Source organism: Comamonas brasiliensis (assembly GCF_018292285.1).
Taxonomy (GTDB): Bacteria; Pseudomonadota; Gammaproteobacteria; order Burkholderiales; family Burkholderiaceae_C; genus Comamonas; species Comamonas brasiliensis.
The window spans coordinates 854,498-879,231 of record NZ_JAANES010000002.1 but is presented as its reverse complement, the minus strand read 5'-3'; the positions used below and the strand labels follow the sequence as shown (position 1 = coordinate 879,231).

Annotated in this window: 25 protein-coding genes; 18 read left to right on the top strand and 7 right to left on the bottom strand. The window is 63.8% G+C overall.

All coding sequences use genetic code 11. The annotated features are described in order from the left end of the window. Positions 1-17: 17 nt before the first annotated feature. The 4 genes from DJFAAGMI_RS12455 to DJFAAGMI_RS12440 form a co-directional block, all read right to left on the bottom strand. Positions 18-689: a LysE family transporter gene (locus tag DJFAAGMI_RS12455; protein ID WP_211457371.1), complete on the bottom strand. Its 672-nt coding sequence runs from the start codon at positions 687-689 to the stop codon at positions 18-20. 6 nt (positions 690-695) lie between these two features. Then, positions 696-1,019 carry an urease subunit beta gene (locus DJFAAGMI_RS12450; protein WP_211457370.1) on the bottom strand — a complete coding sequence of 108 codons (324 nt, stop codon included), beginning with the start codon at positions 1,017-1,019 and terminating at the stop codon, positions 696-698. Between the two features lie 54 nt (positions 1,020-1,073). Next, a complete protein-coding gene (locus DJFAAGMI_RS12445; protein ID WP_211457369.1) occupies positions 1,074-1,691 on the bottom strand; it encodes a HupE/UreJ family protein in 618 nt (205 codons plus the stop codon). A 63-nt stretch (positions 1,692-1,754) separates the two neighbouring features. Further along, positions 1,755-2,057: an urease subunit gamma gene (locus DJFAAGMI_RS12440; protein WP_003060617.1), complete on the bottom strand. Its 303-nt coding sequence runs from the start codon at positions 2,055-2,057 to the stop codon at positions 1,755-1,757. Positions 2,058-2,494: 437 nt separating this feature from the next. Here DJFAAGMI_RS12440 and DJFAAGMI_RS12435 point away from each other — a divergent pair, with 437 nt between their 5' ends. From DJFAAGMI_RS12435 to urtE, 17 genes are all read left to right on the top strand, one after another. Further along, positions 2,495-4,417, top strand: a complete 1,923-nt coding sequence (locus tag DJFAAGMI_RS12435) for a TonB-dependent receptor (protein ID WP_249334180.1) — start codon at positions 2,495-2,497, stop codon at positions 4,415-4,417. A 15-nt stretch (positions 4,418-4,432) separates the two neighbouring features. Next, positions 4,433-5,164 (top strand): DUF4198 domain-containing protein, encoded by a 732-nt coding sequence (locus tag DJFAAGMI_RS12430; protein ID WP_211457368.1) that lies wholly within the window; start codon positions 4,433-4,435, stop codon positions 5,162-5,164. 47 nt (positions 5,165-5,211) lie between these two features. After that, positions 5,212-5,841 carry a TetR family transcriptional regulator C-terminal domain-containing protein gene (locus DJFAAGMI_RS12425; RefSeq protein ID WP_043003878.1) on the top strand — a complete coding sequence of 210 codons (630 nt, stop codon included), beginning with the start codon at positions 5,212-5,214 and terminating at the stop codon, positions 5,839-5,841. A 118-nt stretch (positions 5,842-5,959) separates the two neighbouring features. Then, the gene (locus tag DJFAAGMI_RS12420) at positions 5,960-6,262 is read left to right on the top strand and encodes a 2Fe-2S iron-sulfur cluster-binding protein (RefSeq protein ID WP_211457367.1); all 303 of its coding nucleotides are present in this window, start codon (positions 5,960-5,962) and stop codon (positions 6,260-6,262) included. A 9-nt stretch (positions 6,263-6,271) separates the two neighbouring features. Beyond that, positions 6,272-6,859 (top strand): NAD(P)H-dependent oxidoreductase, encoded by a 588-nt coding sequence (locus DJFAAGMI_RS12415; RefSeq protein ID WP_034373999.1) that lies wholly within the window; start codon positions 6,272-6,274, stop codon positions 6,857-6,859. 11 nt (positions 6,860-6,870) lie between these two features. Then, positions 6,871-8,166, top strand: coding sequence for an amidohydrolase family protein (locus DJFAAGMI_RS12410; RefSeq protein WP_211457366.1), 1,296 nt, complete (start codon positions 6,871-6,873; stop codon positions 8,164-8,166). Further along, positions 8,163-8,624 (top strand): RidA family protein, encoded by a 462-nt coding sequence (locus DJFAAGMI_RS12405; protein ID WP_211457365.1) that lies wholly within the window; start codon positions 8,163-8,165, stop codon positions 8,622-8,624. Before DJFAAGMI_RS12410 ends, DJFAAGMI_RS12405 begins: the two co-directional genes overlap by 4 nt. 28 nt (positions 8,625-8,652) lie before the next feature. Next, complete coding sequence (locus DJFAAGMI_RS12400) at positions 8,653-9,510, top strand: creatininase family protein (protein WP_211457364.1); 858 nt, start codon at positions 8,653-8,655, stop codon at positions 9,508-9,510. Positions 9,511-9,554: 44 nt separating this feature from the next. Then, positions 9,555-10,547 (top strand): ABC transporter substrate-binding protein, encoded by a 993-nt coding sequence (locus DJFAAGMI_RS12395; protein WP_211457363.1) that lies wholly within the window; start codon positions 9,555-9,557, stop codon positions 10,545-10,547. Positions 10,548-10,581: 34 nt separating this feature from the next. Next, on the top strand, positions 10,582-11,394 hold the full coding sequence (locus DJFAAGMI_RS12390; RefSeq protein ID WP_043004031.1) for an ABC transporter ATP-binding protein: 813 nt from the start codon (positions 10,582-10,584) through the stop codon (positions 11,392-11,394). After that, positions 11,391-12,296 (top strand): ABC transporter permease, encoded by a 906-nt coding sequence (locus DJFAAGMI_RS12385; protein ID WP_211457362.1) that lies wholly within the window; start codon positions 11,391-11,393, stop codon positions 12,294-12,296. Before DJFAAGMI_RS12390 ends, DJFAAGMI_RS12385 begins: the two co-directional genes overlap by 4 nt. A gap of 91 nt (positions 12,297-12,387) precedes the next feature. After that, positions 12,388-13,776, top strand: a complete 1,389-nt coding sequence (locus DJFAAGMI_RS12380) for an FAD-binding oxidoreductase (RefSeq protein ID WP_211457361.1) — start codon at positions 12,388-12,390, stop codon at positions 13,774-13,776. 251 nt (positions 13,777-14,027) lie between these two features. Next, positions 14,028-15,296, top strand: coding sequence for an urea ABC transporter substrate-binding protein (urtA, locus tag DJFAAGMI_RS12375; protein ID WP_087079848.1), 1,269 nt, complete (start codon positions 14,028-14,030; stop codon positions 15,294-15,296). A 105-nt stretch (positions 15,297-15,401) separates the two neighbouring features. Then, complete coding sequence (gene urtB / locus DJFAAGMI_RS12370) at positions 15,402-17,015, top strand: urea ABC transporter permease subunit UrtB (RefSeq protein WP_211457360.1); 1,614 nt, start codon at positions 15,402-15,404, stop codon at positions 17,013-17,015. 138 nt (positions 17,016-17,153) lie between these two features. Beyond that, entirely contained in the window at positions 17,154-18,383 is a 1,230-nt protein-coding gene (gene urtC, locus DJFAAGMI_RS12365) for an urea ABC transporter permease subunit UrtC (protein ID WP_211457359.1), read from the top strand. After that, positions 18,380-19,255 (top strand): urea ABC transporter ATP-binding protein UrtD, encoded by an 876-nt coding sequence (urtD, locus tag DJFAAGMI_RS12360; protein WP_003060651.1) that lies wholly within the window; start codon positions 18,380-18,382, stop codon positions 19,253-19,255. The genes urtC and urtD overlap by 4 nt, the downstream gene beginning before the upstream one ends. 211 nt (positions 19,256-19,466) lie before the next feature. Then, entirely contained in the window at positions 19,467-20,159 is a 693-nt protein-coding gene (urtE, locus tag DJFAAGMI_RS12355) for an urea ABC transporter ATP-binding subunit UrtE (protein WP_034373974.1), read from the top strand. A 77-nt stretch (positions 20,160-20,236) separates the two neighbouring features. Here urtE and DJFAAGMI_RS12350 read toward each other — a convergent pair whose 3' ends face one another. Further along, on the bottom strand, positions 20,237-21,226 hold the full coding sequence (locus DJFAAGMI_RS12350) for a TauD/TfdA dioxygenase family protein (RefSeq protein WP_211457358.1): 990 nt from the start codon (positions 21,224-21,226) through the stop codon (positions 20,237-20,239). 27 nt (positions 21,227-21,253) lie between these two features. Next, positions 21,254-22,321 carry a tripartite tricarboxylate transporter substrate binding protein gene (locus DJFAAGMI_RS12345; protein WP_249334179.1) on the bottom strand — a complete coding sequence of 356 codons (1,068 nt, stop codon included), beginning with the start codon at positions 22,319-22,321 and terminating at the stop codon, positions 21,254-21,256. Between the two features lie 166 nt (positions 22,322-22,487). Between DJFAAGMI_RS12345 and DJFAAGMI_RS12340 the strand changes: the two genes are divergently transcribed. Further along, complete coding sequence (locus tag DJFAAGMI_RS12340; RefSeq protein WP_211457357.1) at positions 22,488-23,318, top strand: urease accessory protein UreD; 831 nt, start codon at positions 22,488-22,490, stop codon at positions 23,316-23,318. Positions 23,319-23,346: 28 nt separating this feature from the next. Here DJFAAGMI_RS12340 and DJFAAGMI_RS12335 read toward each other — a convergent pair whose 3' ends face one another. Next, positions 23,347-24,654, bottom strand: a complete 1,308-nt coding sequence (locus DJFAAGMI_RS12335; protein WP_211457356.1) for a hypothetical protein — start codon at positions 24,652-24,654, stop codon at positions 23,347-23,349. Positions 24,655-24,734 lie beyond the last annotated feature (80 nt).

The window sequence follows — 24,734 nt, the reverse complement described above, 5'->3', positions numbered from 1 at the left end:
ATCTCCGATTCAGGTGTTCAGCGCAGGGACTGCTGCTGGGCCGCTGGTGGCAGGGCGGCGGGGTTTGTGCTGAGCAGGTCGCGCAATGTGCCCAGTGCCAGGGCCAGCAGCAGTGCAGCGCAGCAGCGGTAGGTAAAACGGCTCCAGTGCGCAGCAGCGCGGCGGAAAAGCCGGTCCACCAAGGCTGCGCAGACAAAGCACCAGAGCAGGGACGAAGTCATGAATCCCGCGAAGAACAGCCCGTAATCGCTGGCGCCGGGCTGGGTCACTCCCACCGCCCCCAGGGCGCTGCCCATGGCGGCCCAGTAGGCCAGGTTTTGCGGGTTGGTCAGCGACAGGGCCATGCCGCGGCGCAAGGCCTGCTTCTGCGTTGCGGCGGCGGTGGCCGATACATCGAGCTGGTGTTCGGTACGCCCGGCCTGCCAGCTGTCCCAGGACAGCCAGAGCAGGTAGGCGGCGCCCGCCAGACCAATCGGCCAGCGCAAGGCGTCGACCTGCATGACCAGACCAATGCCGGCCAGGCCCAGCAAGGCCCAGCTCGCATCGCCCACCAGGGAGCCCAACTGCACGGCCAGCGCAGGGCGATAGCCGCCGCGCACACCTTGGCGCACGGTCTCTGCAAACACCGCACCGGGCGCAGCATTGAACACCAGGCCCAGCACAAAAGCAGAAGCAAACAGCATCAGCATCGCAGGTCAGTCCCTGGCATTCGCGGGCAATGCACCCTGGACCAGACCGCGAAAGCCGTAGATCTGACGGTCGCCGCCGATCTCGACCAGTTCCACCGTGCGCTGCTGCCCTGGCTCGAAGCGCACGGCCATGCCGCTGGCAATATTCAGGCGCATGCCGTGGGCGGTGGCGCGGTCGAAATCCAGACCTGCATTGGTTTCGGCAAAGTGGTAATGCGAGCCGACCTGAATCGGCCGGTCGCTGGCATTTTTCACCACCAGCGTGAGCGTGCGGCGGCCGGGGTTGAGTGCATGGCTGCCCTCGTCAAGAATCAGTTCGCCGGGGATCATCTTTCGCCTCCTTGCGCAAAGGCCTTTTGCTGCACTGTGCCGGGGTGTTTCATATCACGCCAGTTTCGTCAGCATGAAAGCGCCGAGCGCGGCGGTGGCTGCACCGCCGAACCGGGCCACCCACTGGTGGCGCTGCATGAGGGCATGACCGAGTACCATGCCGACGATATGCAGTGTGGCCGAGCCCAGAGCAATGCCCAGCAGTGCACCGACAGCAGCCAGGCCGCTGTCTCCGGCCAGCTCAAAGCCGTGCGCAGCGCCATGGAAGAAGGCAAACACAGCAGCCAGGGCGGCGGCGGCGGCCCAGGGCATGCGTTGCTGAACCAGCACCAGCAGGCCCAGCACCAGCACGGATGCGGCGATCATGGGCTCTACGCCCGGCACCCACAGGCCGGCAAAGCCGGCCACGGCACCCGCCACCAGCAGGGCCACAAAGGCCGCAGGTGCACGCCAGGCCGTGCGCAGGCTGGGCATGGTCAGTGCGCTCCAGGCGCCCACAGCCAGCATGGCGGCCAGATGGTCTGCACCGGTAAACGGGTGGGCAAAGGCATGGCCCAGGCTGTCGAGAAAGTGGTGATGACCGCCTGCATCGGAGCCCATATGAGCGAGAGCGGACAGGGGCAGTGCAGTCGCTGCGGCGGCCGTGGTGGCAAGGAGCTTGTTGAATTTCATAGCTGTCTGCGCTTGATGGGTAAGGGTTTGAAGGCTAAAAAGCTTGAAGTTTTGGATACCGAGTCAGGCGATGGGCTCGTGCACGGTGACCAGCTTGGTGCCATCGGGGAAGGTGGCTTCGATCTGGATGTCGGGAATCATCTCGGGGATGCCTTCCATCACATCGGCGCGGGTCAACACGCTGCGGCCTTCACTCATGAGCTGGGCCACGGTCTTGCCGTCACGTGCACCTTCCATCACGAAGGCGCTGATCAGTGCCACGGCCTCGGGGTAGTTGAGCTTGAGGCCGCGGGCCATGCGCCGCTCGGCCAGCAGGGCCGCAGTGAAGATCAGCAGCTTGTCTTTTTCGCGCGGTGTCAATTCCATCGTCTTCAATCCCTCAGTCAGCTCGCGCAGCCGGTGGCACCGGCAGAACGCGCGCTGGGAGTTTCATGCCCTTTTATGTAGCAAGTGCTATGCCAATGGCAAGCCCTTGTTGCTGGTGGATGACAACCGGGTAGCTGTGATTTGGCACTTCATTGGTGCATGAGGGCGACTGGTATGCACCATGGCGTTCCCTGGTTACGGAGGCGGACACTTCTTGGTGCATTACGGGGCTATGACGGTGCAGTGCGTGGCACGGACCTTGCTTTTTCTGGTGCATGTATCAAGGACTGATAAAGAGGAAAGGCATGCCGCTTTTGCGGACTGCCGCAAGGCAGGGTTTGTTGACCTGGGGATGTGCCGCCCTTTGTACGGGCGCGGTGTGGGCGAGGGCGGGTCAGGACGGTGACCAGACATTGCCCGAGGTGCAGGTGAGTGCCATGGTCAAGGGACAGGCACTGGATGAGGCGCAACGCGCGTTTTCCGTCACCGAGTTCAGGCGTGACGAGATTCGCGAGCAGCCCAGGCAGGAAGTGGAATCGCTGTGGAGTCTGGTGCCCGGCATGCATGTCAATCACTACCAGCTGAGCGGCGTGGCCAATGGGCTGGTGATGCGTGGTTTTGGCGGCGGCGGCCATGGTGGCGATGTGGCGGCCACACTGGATGGCATCCCCCTCAACGAAGCCATGTCGCATGCCGATGGCTATTTCGATCTCAATGTGGTGGTGCCTCTGGAGCTGGACAAGGTCAATGTCTATCGCGGTCCCGTGTCGGTGCTGCAGGGCAACTACAACCGGGCCGGATTGCTGGAGCTGCGCACGCGGCGCAGCGGCAGCTATACGGAGCTGGAAGTCAGTGCGGGTTCCCACGGCCTGTTCGATGCCCAGGCAGCACTCGGGCGCGGGCTGGAGGGGGGCGATCAGCTCAATCTGGCGGCCCAGCACTCGCGCGGTGATGGAGCGCGACCCGCCTCGCGTCATGAGCGCAGCACCATCAGCGGCACCTGGAAGCACCATGTGCATGAAAAGCTCGATATCTCGCTGTCCGGTCGCTGGCACGAGGCGCGTGGCGACTCGCCGGGCTATCTGACCGAAGCGCAATGGCGAGAGAATCCTCAGGGCAAGGACAGCCGTGTGGTGGGTGATGGTGCCGACAAGCACTTTGGCACGCTGCGCCTGGATGCGCAGTACGCACTGGACGCCGATACCCGGCTGCTGGGCTTTGTCTACGGCACGCAGCAGGATTTTGTGCGCTGGTTCACCCGTCCGCGCAGCGCCACCTGGATGCAGCGCGAGGAGCGCTACGACCGCAGCGTGCTGGGAGCGGGGCTGAATGTCAGTGGCAAGTCCCGCCTGGCGGCGCGCGAGCTGAACTGGATGCTGGGCCTGGAGCAGGTGCGCGAGTCCACCGACTATGGCTATTGGGATGGATTGCTCGACCGCCGGCACACCGGCCCTGCATTGAATGATCGCAATACACGGCTCGACAACACGGCGATCTACGGCCAGGCTGGCTGGCAGCCAACGGCCTGGTTGCAGACCACGGCGGCCCTGCGCTGGGACCACTTTGACGGCCGCTGCCGTCTGCTGGGGGCGGAGGCCGGTGGCGATGAATGCAATCGCATGCAGGGCCGCAGCCATGCCAGCCCCAAGCTGGGAGCACTGGTGCAGCTCGATGCCCGCACGGCCGTGCGTGCCAGCTGGTCGCAAGGCTTTGCGCTGCCCAGCGACTTTGCCAAATACGCGCTGCGCAACAGCGACCTGCATGCCAATATCTTTCGTCAGAGCGAGCTGGGCTTGGAGTGGAAGCCATCGGCCCATTGGCTGATCGATGCCTCGCTCTACCGCATCAGCTCCAGCCATGAAATACGCAACACAGCGCCCGGCGAGTATGAAAACCTGGGAGCGACCGTACGCAAGGGCGCCGAGCTGCAGCTTCACTGGCTGCCCAGCCGCAACTGGCATGTCGAATGGGCTTATGGTCACAACCGCTCCGAAGTCACGCAGAACGCGAACGCCGCATTGCTGGGTCGGCGTGTAGTGGCAGTGCCAGAGTACACCAGCACCTTGCATGCACGCTGGATGCCGCGCAGCGATGTCACCGTGCATGGATTGCTGCGCCATGTGGGCCGCGCGCCCATCAACACCGGCAATACCGAATGGGCAGGCAGCTATCGCTGGCTGGACCTGGGCCTGCAATACCGCTTGCCCGCGAGTCTGGCGCGCAATGCCAGTCTGAGCCTGTGGCTGCGCAACGCCGCCAATACCCGCTATGCCAGTACCACCACCATGATTGCCGGCCAGCGTCTGGTCGCGCCCGGCGCGCCGCGCAGCGTGCAGCTGGGCTTGCAGTTTTCCTTATGATTTTTCGGAGCTTCCATGTCTGTTTGCAGGACACGTCACCACATCATCGCGCGCATTCTGTGCACCACAGCCGCTGCCTGGCTGCTCTGCGCGCATCCGGCTTCTGCCCATAACGTCTGGCTGGAGCCCGATGCGCAGGGGGGCTATGTCATGCAGTTCGGCGGTCATGACGGCAGGACCGAAGCCTTCGATCCGGCCAAGCTGCAGCGTGTGCACGCCTATGACTTGCGCGGCCGTGAAGTGCCCAGTGTCGTGCAGAATGTGCAGGGCGGCATCCGCATCAAGCCCGATGCCAGGGCTGCGCTGATTGCAGTGGAGCTCGATAACGGCTATTTCAGCAGTACGGGTGCAGAGGGCACCATGCTGCCTTTGTCCATGGACCAGAACCCCGGTGCGGTGCGCGGCGTGCATGCGCGCAAGTTCCACAAGACCGTGGTGCGTTGGGGCGCCGTCATGCAAAAGCCGCTGGGTCAGATGTTCGAGGTGGTGCCGCTGCAGGGGCAGTCTCCCCATGCCGGTCAGCCGCTCAGGCTGCAGGTGTTGCTGCATGGAAAGCCGCAGCCCGGCGTCAGACTGTCCTGGGGAGAGAACGGCTCTCCCACGATGACGGACGCGCAAGGGCAGGCAACCATGACGCCGGCTGTCGGCAGCAATACGCTGCAGGCCATACTGCGTCAGCCGGTTACGGGCGATCCCAGGACCACCGAGAACAGCTACGAGTATCTGCTGCGCTTTGCCGTGCATTGATGAAGCCACGTTCCGTCAGTTCAAGATCCGTTTCACAGCCTGCTGCCATGACCGATTCCACGCCTGTTGCCCGCCGCTCCCGAGAGCAGATTCTGCAAGCCATCCGCGAGGCTGCGATTGCGGAGTTCAGCAGCCATGGCTTCAAGGGCGCATCCACGCAGGCGATTGCAGAAAGAGCGGGCCTGACCAAGCCCCAGCTGCATTACTACATCGAGAGCAAACAGGCCTTGTATGACGAACTGCTCTATGCGCTGCTGGAGGCCTGGTCGGCGGCATTTGCGTTCGATCCGGCGCTGGACGATCCGGCGCAGATCATCGGCAACTATGTGCGGCGCAAGCTGGACTATGCGCTGGACAATCCGGCCCTGTCGCGCATCTTCACCAACGAGGTGCTGGGTGGTGGCTTGCGTCTGCACCAATACTGGCCTGTCGCGCTGAGCTCCACGGCGCAGAAGGTGGATCTGATCAACGCCTGGATCGCGCAGGGCCGCATGCGCAGCCTCGATGCGCGCGTGCTGTTGATGCAGATCTGGGGCATGACCCAGCACTATGCGGACTATGCGGTGCAGGCCAGGGTGATGCTGGAGTGTGCTGACGACCAGCCGCTGGATCGCGAGCATATCGCCCGGGAGCTCACCACTTCCGTGCTATTGAGCTGTGGTCTGGCACCAATTTGAAGATGCTCTGCGCAAGCCTGGTGCAGGTGGCCAGGCAGCAGGCGGGTAGCTCTCCCTGGCGTGTTTTGGCACACCGTTTGCTTAGATTTGACCAGTCGATCAAATCGGATGGTCAATCATGCCCAACACTGCTCCGGATACTCTGGAAACGCCCGTAGAACAAGGCTTTGAGCTGGTATTGCTGCGTCAGGGATTGCGCTTGCCGGTGGAGCCCGGAGAGCGCATCACCGATGTGCTGCAACTGGCCGGTGTAGCCATAGAGACGGTGTGCGAGCAAGGCATTTGCGGAACTTGCGTCACGCGCTGGACGGCCGGTGATCCCGAGCACCATGACCGCTGCCTGACCGATGAGGAGCGCAGCACGCATGTGGCTTTGTGCTGCGCACGCAATCGCGGCGCAGCTCTGACCCTGGATCTTTGAAGGGCCGACATGCGAGTGCTTGTGATCTTTTCCCATCCCGTGGAAACCAGCTATCAGGCCGCATTGCATGCCGAGGTGGTACAGCAGTTGCGAGGCGCCGGGCATGAGGTCGATGACTGCGACCTGTACGCGGAAGGCTTCAATCCCGTGATGTCCCGCGAGGAACGCCTGGGCTATCACGAGGTGCCGCAGAACCGGCTGCCGGTGCAGCGCTATGTGGATCGCCTGCTGTGGGCTGAGGCGGTGGTCTTCTGCTTTCCGACCTGGTGCTTCGGTCTGCCGGCCATGCTCAAGGGGTTCTTCGATCGCGTGCTGATGCCCGGTGTGGCCTTCGACATCAGCGATCCGCAGAACGTCAAACCGGCGCTGACCCATCTCAAGCGCATTGCGGCGGTGGTGACTTACGGGCGTCCGCGCTGGACCGCGCTGTTCATGGGTGATCCACCGCGCAAATGCATCACGCGCTATCTGCGCATCCTCACGGGCGGCAAGGCGCGTATCGACTATCACGCCTGCTACCACATGAACGTGGCAACGCCATCTCGGCTGCAGTCCTTCAAGGCCCATGTCGGTCGGGCCATGCGCCGCTTTGCCTAGGAGAGCTCTCCATGTCCTCACATCTGACACTCTGCAATGCACGGCTGCCGCACTGGTTGCTTGCGGCCCTGGGACAGCGCAGCGAGATGCCGCTGTCACGCCTTGAGATCTCCAACGGGCGCATTGCGGCCGTAGCCGCCGAAGCCCCGGGCCTGCCGCGCAGCTTCGGCTCCCAGGTATGGGATCTGCAAGGAGCGCTGGTGTTGCCGACCATGGTGGACGCGCATCTGCATCTGGACAAGGCTTTCACGCTGGAGCGCATGGGACCGGTGAAGCCGGGCCTGCTGGCAGCGATAGAGGCGATGATGGTGGACAAGCAGAACTGGACTGCGGCCGATGTGCGCCGCCGTGCGAGTCAGGGCCTGCAATGGGCCTATGAAGCCGGTGTTTCGCATGCACGCAGCCATTGCGACTGGTGGGAGCCGGAGTCGGTGCCTGTGGCCTGGGAAGTGCTGCGCGAGCTGGCGCAGGAATGGGCGGGCCGTGTGCTGCTTGAGCGCGTCAGCCTGATTCCCCTGCATCTGTATGAGGAGCGCGGTGTGGCGATGCGTCTGGCCAAGCAGGTGGCGCGCAGTGGCGCGGGGGCCTTGCTCGGCGGCTTTGTCCATTCCACCAACTGGAGCCCGCGGGCCTTGCGCAATCTGCTTGAGGCTGCGCAGCAGCACGGCCTGGACGTGGACCTGCATGTGGACGAGGAACTCAACCCCGCAGCCCAGGGCCTGGCCACCACGGCCGCGCTGCTCAAGGAACTGCGCTTCGAAGGCCGTGTGGTCTGCGGTCATACCTGCGCGCTGGCGGCGCAACCGCTGGAGCAGGCGCTGCGCACGCTGGATGCCGTGGCCAGCACTCCCATCACCATGGTCAGCTTGCCGGTGACGAACCTGCTGCTGCAGGACGCGCAAACCGATGTCACGCCGCGGCAGCGAGGCCTGACGTTGGTCAAGGAGGCCAGGGCGCGCGGCATACCGCTGATGATCTCCAGCGACAACGTGCAGGACCCGTTCTGCCCGCTGGGCAGTTTCGATCCGCTGGAAGCGCTGAGCACCGCAGTGGCGGCCGCGCAGCTGACTTCGGCCTTCGACGAGTGGAGCGACAGCGTCTGTCGCCGCGACTGGCTGGGTCATGGTGTCGGCCGTCTGCCGCTGCAGCCAGGCGCGACAGCCGATCTGGTGATCCTTCCTCAGTCCAGCGTCAGCGGCTTTCCATCCCGCAGCCACCGCCGTGTGGTGATGCGCGAGGGGAGCGTCAGCAACGGCGAGCCGCTGGCTGCCTGGTTCACCCCCTGTATTGAACGGAGCGTTGCATGAACACAGATACCACAGGCATTGCACAGCCCCTGGCACGTTATGCGGCCTGGCGGCGGGCGGGCGATCTGGTGTTCCTGTCGGGCGTGATCGCCGTGGACCCGGGGGCCAATCGCATCGTGCGCGGCTATGCCGACATTCCTGCTGAAGCGGCGGCGCTGATCGGGCGTACCGGTGAATTCAGCACCGACATCAAGGAGGGCCCCATCCTGGCGCAGAGCTGGTGGGTGCTGGACCGCATCCGCCAAACGGTGGAGGCCGCCGGCGGCCAGATGTCGGATGTCTTCAAGCTGGTGCAGTACTTCCGCAATCTGGACCAGTTCCCGCAGTACAGCCGTGTACGCAAGCTGTTTTTTCCCGGCGAATCACCGGCTTCCACGGTGGTCGAGGTGACGGGCATGTTGCCCACACCGGACATTCTGATCGAGGTGGAGGCCACGGCCTATCTGCCCTTGCGTTGACCCATTCATCACTCACCCCGGAGAACCCATGCTGCATGGATACACCCCTGCCGACCGCTTTCTGCCCTATCTGAGCTGGACCGAGGTTGCGGCCCTGCCGGACAAGGCCAATACCGTGATCGTGCTGCCTGTGGGCGCCATGGAGCAGCATGGCCCGCATCTGCCCTGCTCGGTGGATGCAACGATTGCGGCAGGCGTGGTCGGCGCCGCCATGGCGCAGCTGCCCGCTGCCGTGCCTGCATTCGCCATGGCCCCCATCGTCTATGGCAAGTCGGAGGAGCATCTGCACTTTCCCGGCACGGTGACCTTGAGCGGCGAAACCCTGCTGGCCACGATCAATGAAATCGGCGAGTCGGTGTATCGCGCAGGCTTTCGCAAGCTGCTGTTCGTCAACGGCCACGGCGGCCAGCCACAGGTGCTGGAAATCGCGGCGCGCGAGCTGCGCCTGCGCCATGGCGACTTCATCGTCGTGCCGAGCTTTACCTGGCGCGTGCCCCACGTCGCAGGCCAGTATCTGTCGAACCTCGAGAAAAAGCTGGCCATGCATGCAGGCCATGCCGAGACCGCGCTGATGCTGGCGCTGGCGCCGCAGACCGTGCACATGGAGCGTGCCGTCATCAACTACCCGCCCGTGTTCCCCTCCAGCCTGCTGTCGCCCGACGGCCGTCCCGCCTGCGCCTGGACCGCACGGGACTTCGGACCCAGCGGCGTGATAGGTGATCCGACCCCCGCAACCGCGCAGCAGGGGCAGGAGATCCTGCAATCCCTGGCCCGCAGCTGGGCCGCCGCCATCGCCGAGCTGCATGAGCTGCAATGGGCCAGCCGCGACGAAGCCACCTGGGGACGAGCCCAGCATCAGGGACATGTGGAGCCTGCCCTGGCCTGACGCCTTTCAACGCCTTGCCTGTTTCAAACCTTCGGAGAACCGCCATGATGAAGACTGCCAGATTCCTCAAACCCCTGACCTGCGCGGCCATGCTGGCCTGCGGTCTGAGCGGCCTCGGCCATGCCGATGAAAAATTCGTCTACATGACCAACTGGTATGCCCAGGCCGAGCATGGCGGCTTCTACCAGGCTGTGGCCACAGGGCTGTACAAAAAGCACGGCCTCGATGTCAGCATCAAGATGGGCGGCCCCCAGGTCAATATCACGCAGATGATGGCTGCCGGTCAGGCCGACTGTGTCATGGGCTCCAGCGATCTGCAGATGGTGCAGATGCGCGAGGGCGGTGTTCCCGTGACCACGGTGGCAGCCGTGTTCCAGAAAGATCCGCAGGTGCTGATCGCTCACGAGGACGTGAAGCGTTTCGAGGACCTCAAGGGCAAGACCATTCTGATTGCCGCCTCCGCGCAGCGCGGCTATTGGCCCTGGCTCAAGGCCAAATATGGTTTCACCGACTCCCAGACCCGGCCCTACACCTTCAATATCCAGCCGTTCCTGGTGGACAAGAATTCGGCCCAGCAAGGCTATCTGACTTCCGAGCCCTTTGCGATTCAGAAGGCCGGCGTCAAGGCGAACACGCTGATGTTCAGCGATCAGGGCTTCCCGGCCTATGCCACCACCATCTCCTGCATGGACAAGACGGTCAAGGAGCGCAGCAAGGCGGTGCAGGCCTTTGTCACCGCCTCCATGGAAGGCTGGAAGAGCTATCTGGCCGATCCCGCGCCGGCCAATGCCCTGATCAAGAAAGACAACCCCAACATGACCGACGAACAGCTGGCCTACAGCGTGGGCAAGCTCAAGGAAATGAATATGGTCGCCGGCGGAGATGCAGCCAGGCTGGGCATTGGCGTGATGACCGATGCGCGGGTCAAGGCCAGCTATGACTTCCTGGTCAGCGCCAGGCTGATCGATCCGGCCAAGGTCAAGCAGGCCGATGCCTACAACCTGAGCCTGATTCAGAACATCAAGGTCCTGCCCTGATGGCATGGGCTGGCAGCGGCAGCGAAAGGTGACTATGAGCGGCTCTGAAATTCCCGCAGCAGCAATTCCCGCAGTGGAGGTGTTGTCTGCAGAGAAAACCTATCCCGGCGGCACGCAGGCGTTGCTGCCCGTCGATCTGCGCATCGAAGAGGGTGAGTTCGTGACCTTGCTCGGCCCCTCGGGCTGCGGCAAGAGCACCTTGCTCAAGATGGTTGCGGGTCTGCTGGAACCCAGCGACGGCAGACTGCTGCTTTGGCGCAAGCCGGTGCCGCAGCTGCAGGCCGGCGGCAAGAAGATGGCGTTTGTCTTTCAGCAGCCCACGCTCATGCCCTGGTCCAGCGTGCACACCAATGTGCGGCTGCCGTTGGATCTGGCTGGCGTGCCGCGCGCCGAGGCCGATGCGCGCGTCACGGAGGCACTGCAACTAGTGGGCCTGGCACGCTTTGCCAAAGCCCTGCCGCGCGAACTGTCCGGAGGCATGCAGATGCGCGTCTCGATTGCTCGCGGCCTGGTGACCGAGCCCGATCTGCTGCTGATGGATGAGCCCTTCGGCGCGCTCGACGAGATCACGCGCCACAAGCTGGACGCAGAATTGCTGGAGCTTTGGAGCAAGAAGAAGCTGACGGTGATCTTTGTCACCCACTCCATCCACGAGGCCGTCTTTCTGTCCAGCCGGGTGGTGATGATGGCGGCCAGACCGGGACGGGTGGTGGAGGAGTTTCGCATCGATGCTCCCTATCCGCGGCCTGCCGATTTCATGCTCGGCCCCGAGTTCGCCCGCCATGCGCAGCAGTTGCAATCGAGCCTGCTGCGCGCCAGTGCCATTGTGGAGGAGAGTCTGTCATGAGCGCCTTGCCCGCTTCCATTCCCGATGATGCGGCCAGGGCCGCCGACAGCAGGCCTGCAGCGACCGGCGCGCGTGCGGTGGCTGCCGTCAAGTCCGGCAAGGCGGCCACCCCCTGGCTACTGCAGCCCAAGGTGCAGCGTGTGCTTTTGCCGGCGCTGGTGGGCCTTGTGCTGCTGCTGGTCTGGCAGGCTCTGGTGACCCTGCTGGAGCTGCCGCCTTATCTGGTGCCTTCACCGCTGCTGATGCTGCAGACCCTGATGACGGACTGGGCGGCACTCGGCCTGTCCCTGTGGGTCACCGTCAAGATCACCTTGCTGGCCTTTGCCCTGGCCACCGTTGCTGGCGTGCTGATCAGCTTTGTATTCGTGCAGAGCAAGCTGATCGAGACGGCCTTGTTTCCCTATGCCGTGCTGCTGCAGGTGACGCCCATCGTGGCCGTGGCTCCGCTGATCATCATCTGGGTCAAGGACCCGGTGCTGTCCATGGTGATCTGTGCGGCGCTGGTGGCGCTGTTTCCCATCATCAGCAACACCACGCTGGGCCTGCGCAGTGTGGAGCCGGATCTGCTGGCCTACTTCAAGCTCAACCGGGCCACGCGCCTGCAGGTGCTGATGCGCTTGCGCATTCCCAGTGCCTTGCCCTATTTCTTCGGGGGGCTGCGTATCTCCAGCGGCCTGGCGTTGATAGGTGCCGTGGTGGCCGAGTTCGTGGCCGGTACTGGCGGGCAGGGAGCGGGTCTTGCCTACCAGATCCTGCAAGCGGGCTTTCAGCTCAACATCCCGCGCATGTTCGCTGCGCTGCTGCTGATTTCGCTGACCGGCGTGGCGCTGTTCGTGCTCATGGCCTGGTGCACACGCCGGGCGCTGGGCGGCTGGCATGCCAGCGAGTCCGGTAGCGACTAGCGCTTCCCCCCTTTCTTCATTTCTGCTCCCGTCATGCCCGCGCCGCGCGGCATATGGGCCGACTCATGCCTTGCTTTTTTGCGACACGACCATGAACACCAATCCGATTGCCGAGAACAGCAGCCAGCTGGCCAGCGCCTTGCCTGCGCTGGACTGGATCACCGACTCCCTGAAAGTGTCGCGCCTGTCCCAGGATTTTTCCTGGTTCAGTCCGGTTCTGAAGCAGGCCCTGCAGGGCAAACGCGGGGACATTGCGGTGCGTCCGCGCACCGAGGCCGAGATTGCTCAAGTCGTGGCCCATTGCGCGCGTAGTGGCGTTCCCATCACGCTGCGCGGCAGCGGCACCGGCAATTACGGCCAAAGCACGCCGCTGCACGGCGGCCTGATCCTGGATCTGAGCGGATACAACAGCCTGTGCTGGGTGCGCGGCAGTGTGGGCCGGGCACAGGCCGGCATACGTCTGGCGGACTTCGACCAGCTGGCGCGCGAGCAGGGGCAGGAGCTGCGCTGGCTGCCGTCCACCTACCGCAGCGCCACCCTGGGTGGCCTGTTCGGCGGAGGCTTCGGCGGCGCCGGCTCCATCACCTACGGGCCGCTCGCCTCTGCGGGCAATGTGCTGGCTGCGCGCGTGATGACGGTGGAGGCCGAGCCCCGCATTCTGGAACTGCGCGGTGCCGACGCCATGCGTCTGCACCATACCTATGGCACGACCGGCATCGTGCTCGAGCTCGAAGTGGCGCTGGCAGATGCTACGAACTGGACGGAATGCATTGCCACCTTCACGGGTTTTGACGAGGCGCTGGGCTTTGCGCAGCAGCTGGGCAATGCTCCAGGCATCCGCAAGAAGGAGCTGAGCCTGATGGCGGCTCCAGTACCGGCCTATTTCACCAGTCTGGCCGAGCATCTGCCCCCGGGCTGCCACGCGGTCATTGCGCTGGTGGCACCCGAAGCCGAGGAGGCCATGCAGTTGTTGCTGGAGCGTCACGGCGGCACCCTCAGCTACTGCGAGCGCGGCCGCTGGTCTGCGCAGCCGGCTGCGGGCTACAAATCGCTGATCGAGTATTGCTGGAACCATACAACCTTGCATGCGCTGAAGCTGGACCGAGAGCTGACCTATCTGCAGACCGGCTACAACCCCGCAAGGTTTGGCGAGCAACTCAAGGCCTTGCGCAGCGAGCTCGGTGACGAGGTCCTGTTCCATCTGGAGTTTCTGCGCACCAAGGAGGGACAGTTCAACTGCAGCGGGCTGGAGCTGGTTCGCTTCAGCTCCGCCGAGCGGCTCAACGCGATCATGGACATCTATCGCAAGCATGGCGTGCAGATCAACAATCCGCATGTCTACGTGGTGGAAGACGGCAAGGCCAACAACCAGCTCGATCCCGCGCTGTTGCAGACCAAGGCCGATCTCGATCCCCTGAATCTGCTCAATCCCGGAAAGCTGCGCAGCGCAGCGCTGCCGGCCTGCATCCCGGCCGACTGAGGCGGTCATGCACTTCAATAGTGCCTGCGGCCGGGTGCGGTCTGCATCTGGTGCATGGGGCACTGCAATGGTGCTTGCTGACGGCCGTTGCTGAGCGCAGGAAGACGAGTTCGGGCCCCATCTGACCCAAAAGAGGCAGCGGCGCCGATTCCGGCGGCTTTCAGGCCGTGGCGCGGGGGAGGCTGGCACGGTAATTGCACTTCAGGTTCTGCGGTCAATGTGACCGAACAAAACCTCCTGGGAGTGCTGAAATGAATCGTCGCGGAACCCTCACAACACTGGCTGCATCCATGGCTCTGGGCCTGGGATTGACTTCTCAGGTGCTGGCTGCAGACACCATCAAGGTGGGTGTGTTGCACAGCCTCTCGGGCACCATGGCCATCTCCGAGACCGTGCTCAAGGACACGGTGCTGATGGCCATCGACGACATCAATGCCAAGGGCGGCGTGATGGGCAAGAAGCTGGAGCCCGTGGTGGTGGACCCGGCCTCCAACTGGCCGCTGTTTGCCGAAAAAGCCAAGCAGCTGATCACCCAGGACAAGGTGGCCGTGGTCTTCGGCTGCTGGACCAGCGTGTCGCGCAAGTCCGTGCTGCCGGTGTTCGAGCAGAACAACGGCCTGCTGTTCTACCCCGTGCAGTACGAGGGCGAGGAACTCTCCAAGAACGTCTTCTACACCGGCGCCGCGCCCAACCAGCAGGCGATTCCCGCTGTCGAGTATCTGATGAGCAAGGAAGGCGGCGGTGCCAAGCGCTTTGTGCTGCTGGGCACGGACTATGTGTACCCACGCACCACCAACAAGATTCTGCGTGCCTTCCTCAAGTCCAAGGGGGTGAAGGATTCCGACATCATGGAAACCTACACTCCCTTCGGCCACAGCGACTACCAGACCATCGTGGCCGATGTGAAGAAGTTCTCCACGGGCGGCAAGACGGCGGTGATCTCCACCATCAACGGCGACTCCAACGTGCCCTTCTACAAGGAGCTGGGCAATGCCGGCCTCAAGGCCAAGGACGTGCCGGTGGTGGCCTTCAGCGTGGGTGAAGAAGAGCTGCGCGGCGTGGACACCAAGCCTCTGGTCGGTCACCTGGCGGCATGGAACTACTTCATGAGCGTGAAGAACCCGACCAACACGGCCTTCATCAAGCAATGGGGCGATTACGCCAAGGCCAAGAACATCGCCGGCCACAAGGACAAGCCGCTGACCAACGACCCGATGGAAGCCACCTGGGTCGGCATCCACATGTGGAAGCAGGCCGTGGAGAAAGCCAAGAGCACGGATACCGACAAGGTGATCGCTGCCATGGCCGGCCAGACCTTTACCGCACCCAGCGGCTTCACCCTGAAGATGGACGAGAAGAATCACCATCTGCACAAGCCCGTGATGGTCGGCGAGATCAAGGCTGACGGCCAGTTCAGCGTGGTCTGGAAGACCAAGGGCCCGATCAAGGCCCAGCCCTGGAGCCCGTTTATCGAAGGCAACGACAAGAAGAAGGACGAGCCCAACGGCAAGAGCTCCTGATTCGCTCCCTCGGACTGGGGAGGTCTGGTGGGCTCTCCAGTCCTGAAAAGATAGCTGCTTGTACTTTATTGACAAGAGCTGCAGCGCTAGAAACCTGAAATTCCTATGAACATACTGCGCAAGTCATGGAAGCTGGCATTGGCCGCCGGGCTGGGCTCGTTGCTGAGCTTTGCCAGTCACGCACTGACGACCGAGCAGGCCTATGCCATGGCTGCGGCAGACGACTCCGAGCAGCGCGCGCTGGCGATCAACCAGGCCGTGCTGGCACCGGATGCACAGGCCGACGGAGGTCGCCTGTCGGCCTATCTGGGCGCGCTCGCCAACGATGAAGTGCGCGTGTCTCAGGGCAAGGTCTATGTGATGAGCGGCGACGCGGTCACCGACCCGGTGACCGGCCAGGCCGCCCAACTCCCGGCGGATGCCGAGGAAGTCATCAGCAACAATTACCTGCGCTCAGTCATCGATACGGCGCAGGCGGCGCTGGCGTTGGGCAGCAGCGATGTGCAGGCGCGCCGCAAGGCTGCCGAGCAACTGGCCTCCGAGCCCGATGCCGGGCGGCTTCCCCTGATCGAAAAAGCGCTGGCCGCTGAACAGGACGGGCAGGTCAGAGCCCTGCTGGAGCGCAGCCAGGCTGCCAGTCTGCTGGGCAGCGACGAGGTGCAGCAGCGTCTGAAGGCGGTGGAGCAACTGTCGCGCCAGCAGACGCCGGAGACGCAGCTGCTGTTGAACCAGCGCCTGTCCGAAGAGTCCGATCCCGGCGTGCAAAAAGCCATCAAGGCCGCGCTGGCCGGCATTGCCGAAGGCCTGGCCTGGGGCGACAGGCTGGGGGCGATCTTCAGCGGCATCAGCCTGGGCTCGGTGCTGTTGCTGGCGGCGCTGGGTCTGGCCATCACCTACGGCCTGATGGGCGTCATCAACATGGCGCACGGCGAGCTGATCATGATCGGTGCCTATGCGACCTATCTGGTGCAGGTCGCATTCCAGCGCTGGCTGCCCGAAGCCTGGTTTGGCTGGTATCTGGTGGTGGCCGTTCCCGTGGCCTTTCTGGCCTCGGCGCTGGTCGGTGCGGTGCTGGAGCGCGGCGTGATCCGCTTTCTCTACGGCCGCCCGCTGGAGACCCTGCTGGCCACCTTCGGCATCAGCCTGGTGCTGCAGCAAACCGTGCGCAGCCTTTTCGGAGCGCAGAACGTGGGTGTGGAAAACCCCGTCTGGATGAGCGGCGGGATCGCGCTGCTGCCCAATCTCACACTGCCCTGGAACCGCATTGCCATCATCGTCTTTGCGTTCGCCGTGCTGGCGGGCGTGGCCTTCATGATCGCCAGAACGCGGCTGGGCCTGTTCGTGCGCGGCGTGACGCAGAACCGCGCCATGGCTTCCTGTGTGGGCGTCAACACGGCACGCACCGACACCTATGCGTTTGCACTGGGCTCTGGTATCGCCGGCCTCGCCGGCTGCGCCCTGAGCCAGATCGGCAATGTGGGCCCGGATCTGGGGCAGAACTACATCGTGGACAGCTTCCTGGTGGTGGTGCTGGGCGGCGTAGGGCAGCTGGCGGGCACCGTCTATGCGGCTCTGGGCCTGGGCGTGCTCAGCAAGCTGCTGGAAGGCTGGACCGGGGCCGTGCTGGCCAAGATCGCCGTGCTGCTGTTCATCGTGGTCTTCATTCAAAAGCGTCCGCAAGGCATTTTTGCCTTGAAGGGCCGCAGTGCGGAAACATGAACCCCCTGAGTCGCTTCGCGCCTTCCCCCTCAAGGGAGGCGGCAGTCTCGCTGCGGGGCGGCGCGGCCGGCGTAGGCCCTTGCTCGCTGTTCCTTGCGAAAGCTGGCTTTCTCAAACATTGCGTTCTGGACCGGAGCTATGAGCGTGTCAAATTCTTCATCCCCTGCATCCGCACCACCGCTGGTGCTTCCTGCTCCTGAGTCCTTGCTCAGCGGCAAGGGCTGGACGGCATTTCTGCTGGCCCTGACCATGGTCTGCGCCGTGGCTCCCGCACTCAATCTGTGGGTGCCCGAGGACAGTGCGCTGCACCTGTCCGACTACATGCTGGGCCTGCTGGGAAAGTTCATGTGCTATGCCATCTGCGCACTGGCGATTGACCTGATCTGGGGCTATACCGGCATCCTGAGCCTGGGCCACGGCCTGTTCTTCGCACTGGGCGGCTATGTGATGGGCATGTACCTGATGCGCGAGGCCGCAGGCCCCGATGCATTGCCCGCCTTCATGGGTTTTCTGGACTGGAAGGAACTGCCCTGGCACTGGGCGCTGTCGGGCAGCTTTGCCGCCACCGTGCTGCTGGTGTTTCTGGTGCCGGGCCTGATCGGCGGGCTGTTCGGCTACTTCGCCTTTCGCTCGCGAATCAAGGGCGTGTATTTCTCCATCATCACCCAGGCCCTGACCTATGCCGCCATGCTGCTGTTCTTTCGCAACGAGACCGGCTTTGGCGGCAACAACGGCTTCACGGGCTTCAAGACCCTGCTGGGGTTTTCCGTCAACTCGCAAGCCATGCATGTGCTGCTGTTCGCGCTGTCGGGTCTGGCGTTGCTGGGCTGCTTTCTGTTCTCGCGCTGGCTGATGCGCAGCAAGTACGGCCGCGTGCTGCAGGCCGTGCGCGATGCCGAATCGCGCACCATGTTCTGCGGCTACAACCCGCTGCCCTACAAGCTGTCGATCTGGGTCATCTCGGCCATGATGTGCGGCCTGGCGGGAGCGCTCTATGTGCCCCAGGTGGGCATCATCAACCCCAGCGAAATGAGCGTGGGCAATTCCATCGAAATGGCGGTGTGGACGGCCGTGGGCGGACGTGCCTCGCTGGTCGGCCCCATCATCGGCGCGTTTGCCGTCAATGGCGGCAAGAGCTGGCTCACCGTGGCCGCACCCGAATACTGGTTGTACGTGCTGGGTGCGCTGTTCATCGTCGTGACGCTGTTCATGCCGGGAGGGTTGATTCGCCTGCCGCAGCAGCTTCGCCAGTGGCGTGAAAAGCGCAAGGCCCAGGTCAAGGCGCCGTTGAACCAGACTGCAGCCGCAGCTGCCAAAACCGCTGCCGAGCCGGCTTCTGCCGATGCCATCGAAGGAGTGCGCGCATGACCCCCGACCTGATGCAGGAAGGCGAGCAGCGCCTAGCGTCCTACCAGCAGCGCGAAGCCGCGCTGCGCACCGAATCCGGCGGTCGCAATGCCAGTCTGGCGCGCCCCGTGGTGGCCGGCGAAGTGGATGTGACCCATGGCCGAATTCTCTATCTCGAAGACGTGCATGTGAGCTTCGACGGCTTCAAGGCCATCAACGGTCTGAACCTCGATATCGCGCCCGGCGAGCTGCGCTGCATCATCGGTCCCAATGGCGCGGGCAAGACCACGATGATGGACATCATCACCGGCAAGACCCGGCCCGACAGCGGCACGGTGTTCTTCGGCTCCACCATCGATCTGCTGCGCTACAAGGAACCCGAGATCGCCGCCATGGGCATTGGCCGCAAGTTCCAGAAGCCCACGGTGTTCGAGCAGCTCAGCGTGTTCGAGAACCTGGAGCTGGCGCTCAAGACCCACAAGGGCATTGCCTCCTCCATGCTGTTCAAGCTCAGCGGCGCGCAAAAGGACCGCATTGCCGAGGTGCTGCACACCATTCATCTGGCAGGCAGCGTAACGCGCCAAGCCGGGCTGCTCAGTCACGGACAGAAGCAGTGGCTGGAGATCGGCATGCTGCTGGTGCAGGAGCCCAAGCTGCTGCTGCTCGACGAGCCTGTGGCCGGCATGACCGACGAGGAAACGGTGCGCACGGCCGAGCTGTTTCTGACGCTCAAGGGCAAGCATTCGCTGATGGTGGTGGAGCACGACATGAGCTTTATCGACACCATCAGCGAGAAGGTCACGGTGCTTTGCGATGGCTCGGTACTGGCCGAGGGAACGCTGGCCGAGGTGCAGGCTGACGAGCGCGTAATCGAGGTGTACCTTGGGAGGTAACCCCCTGAAGCACTTTGCCTGGGCGGCCCCGCGCCTTCCCCTTTTCTCTACGCGCTTCGCGCTAAGGGAGGGGGACGACTGCTTCGGTGCGCGGCGGCGCTTCCTCGCTGTCTCTTTGATTGGGCAGCGCCGGTTTCAAACGTCATGCGCTCCGCAGATAGTCAAATTAGATAGCTGCTTGCGCATGCTGTGTAAGCGTTAGAGGTCGAAAATGCTTAAAGTTCAGAACCTGCATCAGTACTACGGCGGCTCGCACATTCTGCGGGACGTGAATTTCACGGCCGAGATCGGCAAGGTCACGGTGCTGCTGGGCCGCAACGGCGTGGGCAAGACCACCTTGCTCAAAAGCCTGATGGGGCTGGTTCCCATCAGAAGCGGCGGCATTGAATGGCAGGGCCGCGATATCGCGCGCAGGACGCCCTATGAGCGCGCGCGCAGCGGCATCGGCTATGTGCCCCAGGGGCGCGAAATCTTCTCGCGCCTGTCGGTGGAAGACAATCTGCGCATGGGTCTGTCCTATTGTTCGGCAGGCACCCGGATTCCGGGCGAGCTGTACGAGCTGTTCCCCGTGCTCAAGCAGATGCTGCACCGCCGTGGCGGCGATCTCTCGGGCGGGCAGCAGCAGCAGCTGGCCATTGCGCGCGCGCTGGCGCCGCAGCCCAAGATCCTGATCCTGGATGAGCCCACCGAAGGCATACAGCCGAGCATCATCAAGGACATCGGCCGCGTGATCCGCATGCTGGCCAATCGCGGCGACATGGCCATCCTGCTGTGCGAGCAGTACTACGACTTTGCCGAGGAGCTGGCTGACCACTATGTGGTGATGGAGCGCGGCGAGGTGATCGCATCGGGCCCGGGCAGCGAGATGCAGGAGAAGAATGTGCGCTCACTGGTGGCGATTTGAATATCGGGCGAAGAAAAAAAGGTGCCGCAAGCGGCACCTCAAAGCCTCAGGCCATGCCCGGAGGACAACTCATTTCGTCAATACGCTGCGCCGTGCGCGGCCAGCACCGGATTGCCCTGTATGGCAGTGCTGGCGCGGCCGTCCGCGCCACGGGGCACTTCCCCCACCAGCGTGGTGCGGTAGAGCTGGCGATCGAACTCCAGCGCAAAGATATCCTGTGGTGCCACATGGGCCGTGGAGCGGTTGTCCCAGAAGGCCAGCGAACCGGGTTCCCACTTGAAGCGCACGGTGAACTCGCTGCTGACGGCGTGCTCCCAGAGCAGTTCCAGCAGCACGCGCGATTCGCGGGTGGAGAGTTCCACGATGGACTTGAGAAAGCCGGGGCTGATGTAGAGCACCTTCTCGCCGGTCTCGGGATGAATCGTGACCAGCGGGTGTTCGCTGATCAGGGTGTTGTCGCGCACCAGATCCAGATATTCCTGCGATGCCGTGGCTCCCTGCGGGGCGCTGAAGCGGTGCTCGCCACGCAGGCCCTGCAAAAAGGCCTGCAGCGGTTTGGAGAGCGCTTCGTAGGCTGCGGCCAGATTGGTCCATTGCGTGTCGCCGCCATAGGGCGGAATCGTCACGCCGCGCAGAATCGATGCGGCAGGCGGGTTGTGGGCGGCCGTCACATCGGCATGCCAGCCGGTCCAGGGGCGCTGTTCAGCCTGACCGCTGTGGCGGTTGGCCTTGCGGTGCTTGGCAATCGAATACAGCTCGGGAAATCCTTCGACATGACCGAAGACGGGATGGCCGGGCGTCAGCTCGCCAAACTGGCGCGAAAAGGCGATCTGCTGGTCATGGCTGAGGTGCTGGTCGCGAAAGAAGATCACCTTCCAGCGCAGCAATGCCGAGCGGATGGTGTGCACTTCGGCGGCGCTCAAGGCCTGCTTCAGATTGACGCCACTGATCAGCGCGCCGATATGCGCCGACTGTGGCGTGATGCGGATATGCGGAGTGATGTTGCTTGCGGAGCTCAGGCGTTCGTCCAGATGCTGCAGCGGAGCGTGGGGCAGGGGCATGTTCATGGGATTTTTCCTGATGAGAGCAGTGCTTCAACGCGCCTGGGCAATACGGGAGGCGCTGGGCGGCAGCAGGCCGAGTTCGTTCAGCAGAGCATGGCTGCGTTCGACCTGGGCATGCAGTGCGCGAGCCGTGTCCTGCGGTCCAAGGAAGATGGGCTCCCACTGGTTCAGCGCCACAAACTCCTTCCATTCCCGGGTTTCGGAAACCTTGCGCAGCGCATTGACCCAATACGCCTGTTGCGCGGTGCTGGCACCGGGTGCCGTCATCACGCCCTGAAACGAATCGCTGACATAGTCGATGCCCTGCTCCTTCCAGGTGGGCGACTGGGCGAACACGCCTTCAAGCCGCTTGTCGGCGGCAATCGCCAGCACGCGCACGCGGCCCGACTGCAGATAGGGCAGCAGGTTCGGCGTGGTGGCCGAAACCACATCGAGATGGCCGCCGGCCAGCGCCACCATGGATTCGGCGGAGGACTTGTAGGGAACGATGCGCAGCTTCTGGATATTCACGCCGCCCTGCTGCAAGGGCTGGGCCACGCCCAGATGGATGTGATTGCCCAGTGTGGTGGCGATGCCGATGGAGTATTTCTCGGGGTCCTTGCGCAGCTGGGCGATCAGGTCCTGGGCATTGCGCAGGGGCGAATCCGCACGCACGACCACCGTGGTGAACTCGCGCAGCAAGGTCACCAGCGGCGTGCCTTTCTGCAGGGGGGCGGGCAGGGCATTCTGCGCCAGGCTGTTGCCGTAGCTGGTGCTCAGCGTCATCAACGTATGGGCGTCGCCAGGGTGGCGGTGCAGGCTTTCCAGCGCAGCGATTGCATGCGCGCCGGACTTGTTGCTGACCACGAACTGGGGTGCATATCCGTCGCGTGCCAGCAGCTCGGTGAGCTTGCGGGCCGCCAGATCCAGCGCCGCGCCGGCTCCGCTGGGGACAATGAATTCCGTGGACTTGCTGGGCTTCCAGGCCGGGGCCGCTGCACTGCCGGATTGCGCGGCAGCAGGGCCGGTTGCCAGCGTGCAGCACAGCACCGCCATCGATGTCAGCCATGGGGCCAGAGTGCGATGCAGGCGGGAATGAGTTACGGTACTGGCCGACATGAAAGCTCCTGAAATCAATCGCCATGCGCTTTGCGGGATGGCGTGCTGAAGACTGTAGAAGCGCGCCAGCCTTGCAACAACGAATGAATTTTCATGAGTTAGTAAGCAAAAGAGCTGAGCTACCCGGGCCTGAGCGGCAGGCCTGCTTGAAGAGGCAAGAAAGACAATGACCTGGCATGCGCAACTGGCGCTGAACTATTCCCTGCAGGCCGGCAAGACCTCGGTGCATTTCACGCACGATGGTCCGCTGCGCATCCTCAAAAGTCTGTATCCCGAGGGGGCGGCCATCTGCCACAACGTGCTGGTGCACCCGCCCGGCGGGCTGGTGGGTGGCGATGTGCTGGACATTGATGTCCATGTCGCAGAAGGTGCGCATGCGCTGGTCACCACGCCTGGTGCCACGCGTTTTTACAAAAGCAACGGGAAGCAGGCCATGCAGCGTACCCGGCTGCGTCTGGACCCCGGCGCGAGGCTGGAGTGGCTGCCGCTGGAGGCGATCGCGTACAACGCCTGCGATGCCGTCAACCACCTGGAGTTCGCGCTTGCCGAAGACGCGCAGCTGCTGACCTGGGATGTGACGGCACTGGGCCTGCCGCTGGCCGCCCAGCCCTATGAGTCCGGCAGGTTTGAGCAGCACATCGAATGGCCGGGCCGTTTCCTGGAGCGCGGCGTGGTCAACGCGCAGGATGAGCTGCTGCTCAACGGCGACCTGGGGCTGGCCGGGCATCGCTGCCTGGCAAGCCTGATTCTTGCCTGCGGCTCGCCGATTACGCGCCATCGGCGCGAAGCCTTGCTGGAAGGCACGCAGGGGCTGCTTGAGGAGGCTGCCCCGGCAGTGTTGAGCGGAGTGACGGCTCCCAATGAAAACATGCTGATTCTGCGCAGTGCATCACCTGTGGTTGAGCCTGTGATGATGTTGTGGAAAACCGTGTGGAGTTTCTGGAGAAAAGAACTCTGGGGGCTGCAGGGAGGCACTCCCAGAATCTGGTCCATGTGATCGCTGTTGCGCGGGCCTTGGCGCCGTTTCAACGCACCAACTGTTTTCTGCATCGGGCCAGCTCGGCCTGGGCCCAGTTCAGGCGTTCGCGCAGCTGAGGGCAGGCGGCACCAGCGTTTTGCGGCTCGCGTTCCGTGCAGTGCTCTTCGACCATGGATACCAGGGTGCGCGTGTGGCGGTTTTGCTCCAGGGCGCAGGCGCGCGTGCCCGCTTCGGCTCGCGTTCCGCCTTGCGAGCGTGTGCCGGGCGGCACGGCCGTCCAGCCCCGGTTGTGCCAGGGCGAGAAGGAGGCTGAAGGCGTGATCTCTATGCCGCTCACACGTCCCTCCAGGCCGGGAAATGTGGACAGCATGGCGGCTGCCACCAGGGCCGGGTCGCTCATGCGTCCCAGGGCGGTATCGCAGTCCATGACATCGGGATTCAGGCCCGGCGGCAGCAGTCTCAGTACGCCATAGATGCGGGTGGCATCGGTCTCCAGCTCCTTGACGCTGCGCCCGTTGCTGCCCGGCACCAGGCCCATGCCGACCAGTTGGTACTGCGTGTCGCGCAGGGCGGTGTCGGGGCCGGTGTGGATCTCGACCTCGCCTGAGGCCCGGCCTGCGAACATGAGCAGCCTGAAGGCATCCGTGGAGAACAGCGCCTGCACCTCCAGATGGCAACGGGCAGGCGGGGCCGCACGCAGCACGCTTGACCAGTCCTTGGCAGCGTCGCGGTGGACCAACATGGCCGTGCGCGGCAGCATCTCCACGGCTATCCGCTCCTTGCCCAGGCTTACGGTTGCCGGCACGCCAGCGTCAATCGAGCCGGCTGTGGGAAATTGCGCCAGTGCCTTGAAGCCATGCTGCATCGCGGATAGTCTGTCGCTGCTGACGATGCCGCCTGTGGCGATCTCCAGGCGCCCGTTCTTGAAGCGGTAGTGGCTGGGTACTTCGTCGGTTTCGGTGTAGCTGCCATGGCGGGTGGAGACCCGGTAGCGGATCTCGCGTCCGCCCATTTCCATGAAGGAGCCCAGCGTCTCCAGCAAGGCCTGGCGTGTGGCGGCATCGTCCTGGCGCAGCGTGATCTCCACGCGTGTGGAGCCATAGCCCAGCAGTTTGCCGAACGCATGCTGCATGACGGCCTGGTTCGGAAAGGTGATGACCGCCCCCACCATGCCCGCCAGGGCCGCCACGCCGCCCAGCAGCAGCGGCCAGGTCGAACGCTCGTCAGCGCGAGTGCCAGTCATGGCGCTCCAGATGGCTTGAGCGCCATGGCCCAGCCAGTTGGTGAGCACGAAGGTGACGAGCGCCACAGCCGGTGCCCACACAAGAATCAGCAGTATTTGCAACAGGCCCATATGGGCATTGATTCTAGGCACAAGCCATATGTGGCCTGGCGGCGGTAGCCGGCCAGGTGCTGCCCGCCCGGGGTTTCCCG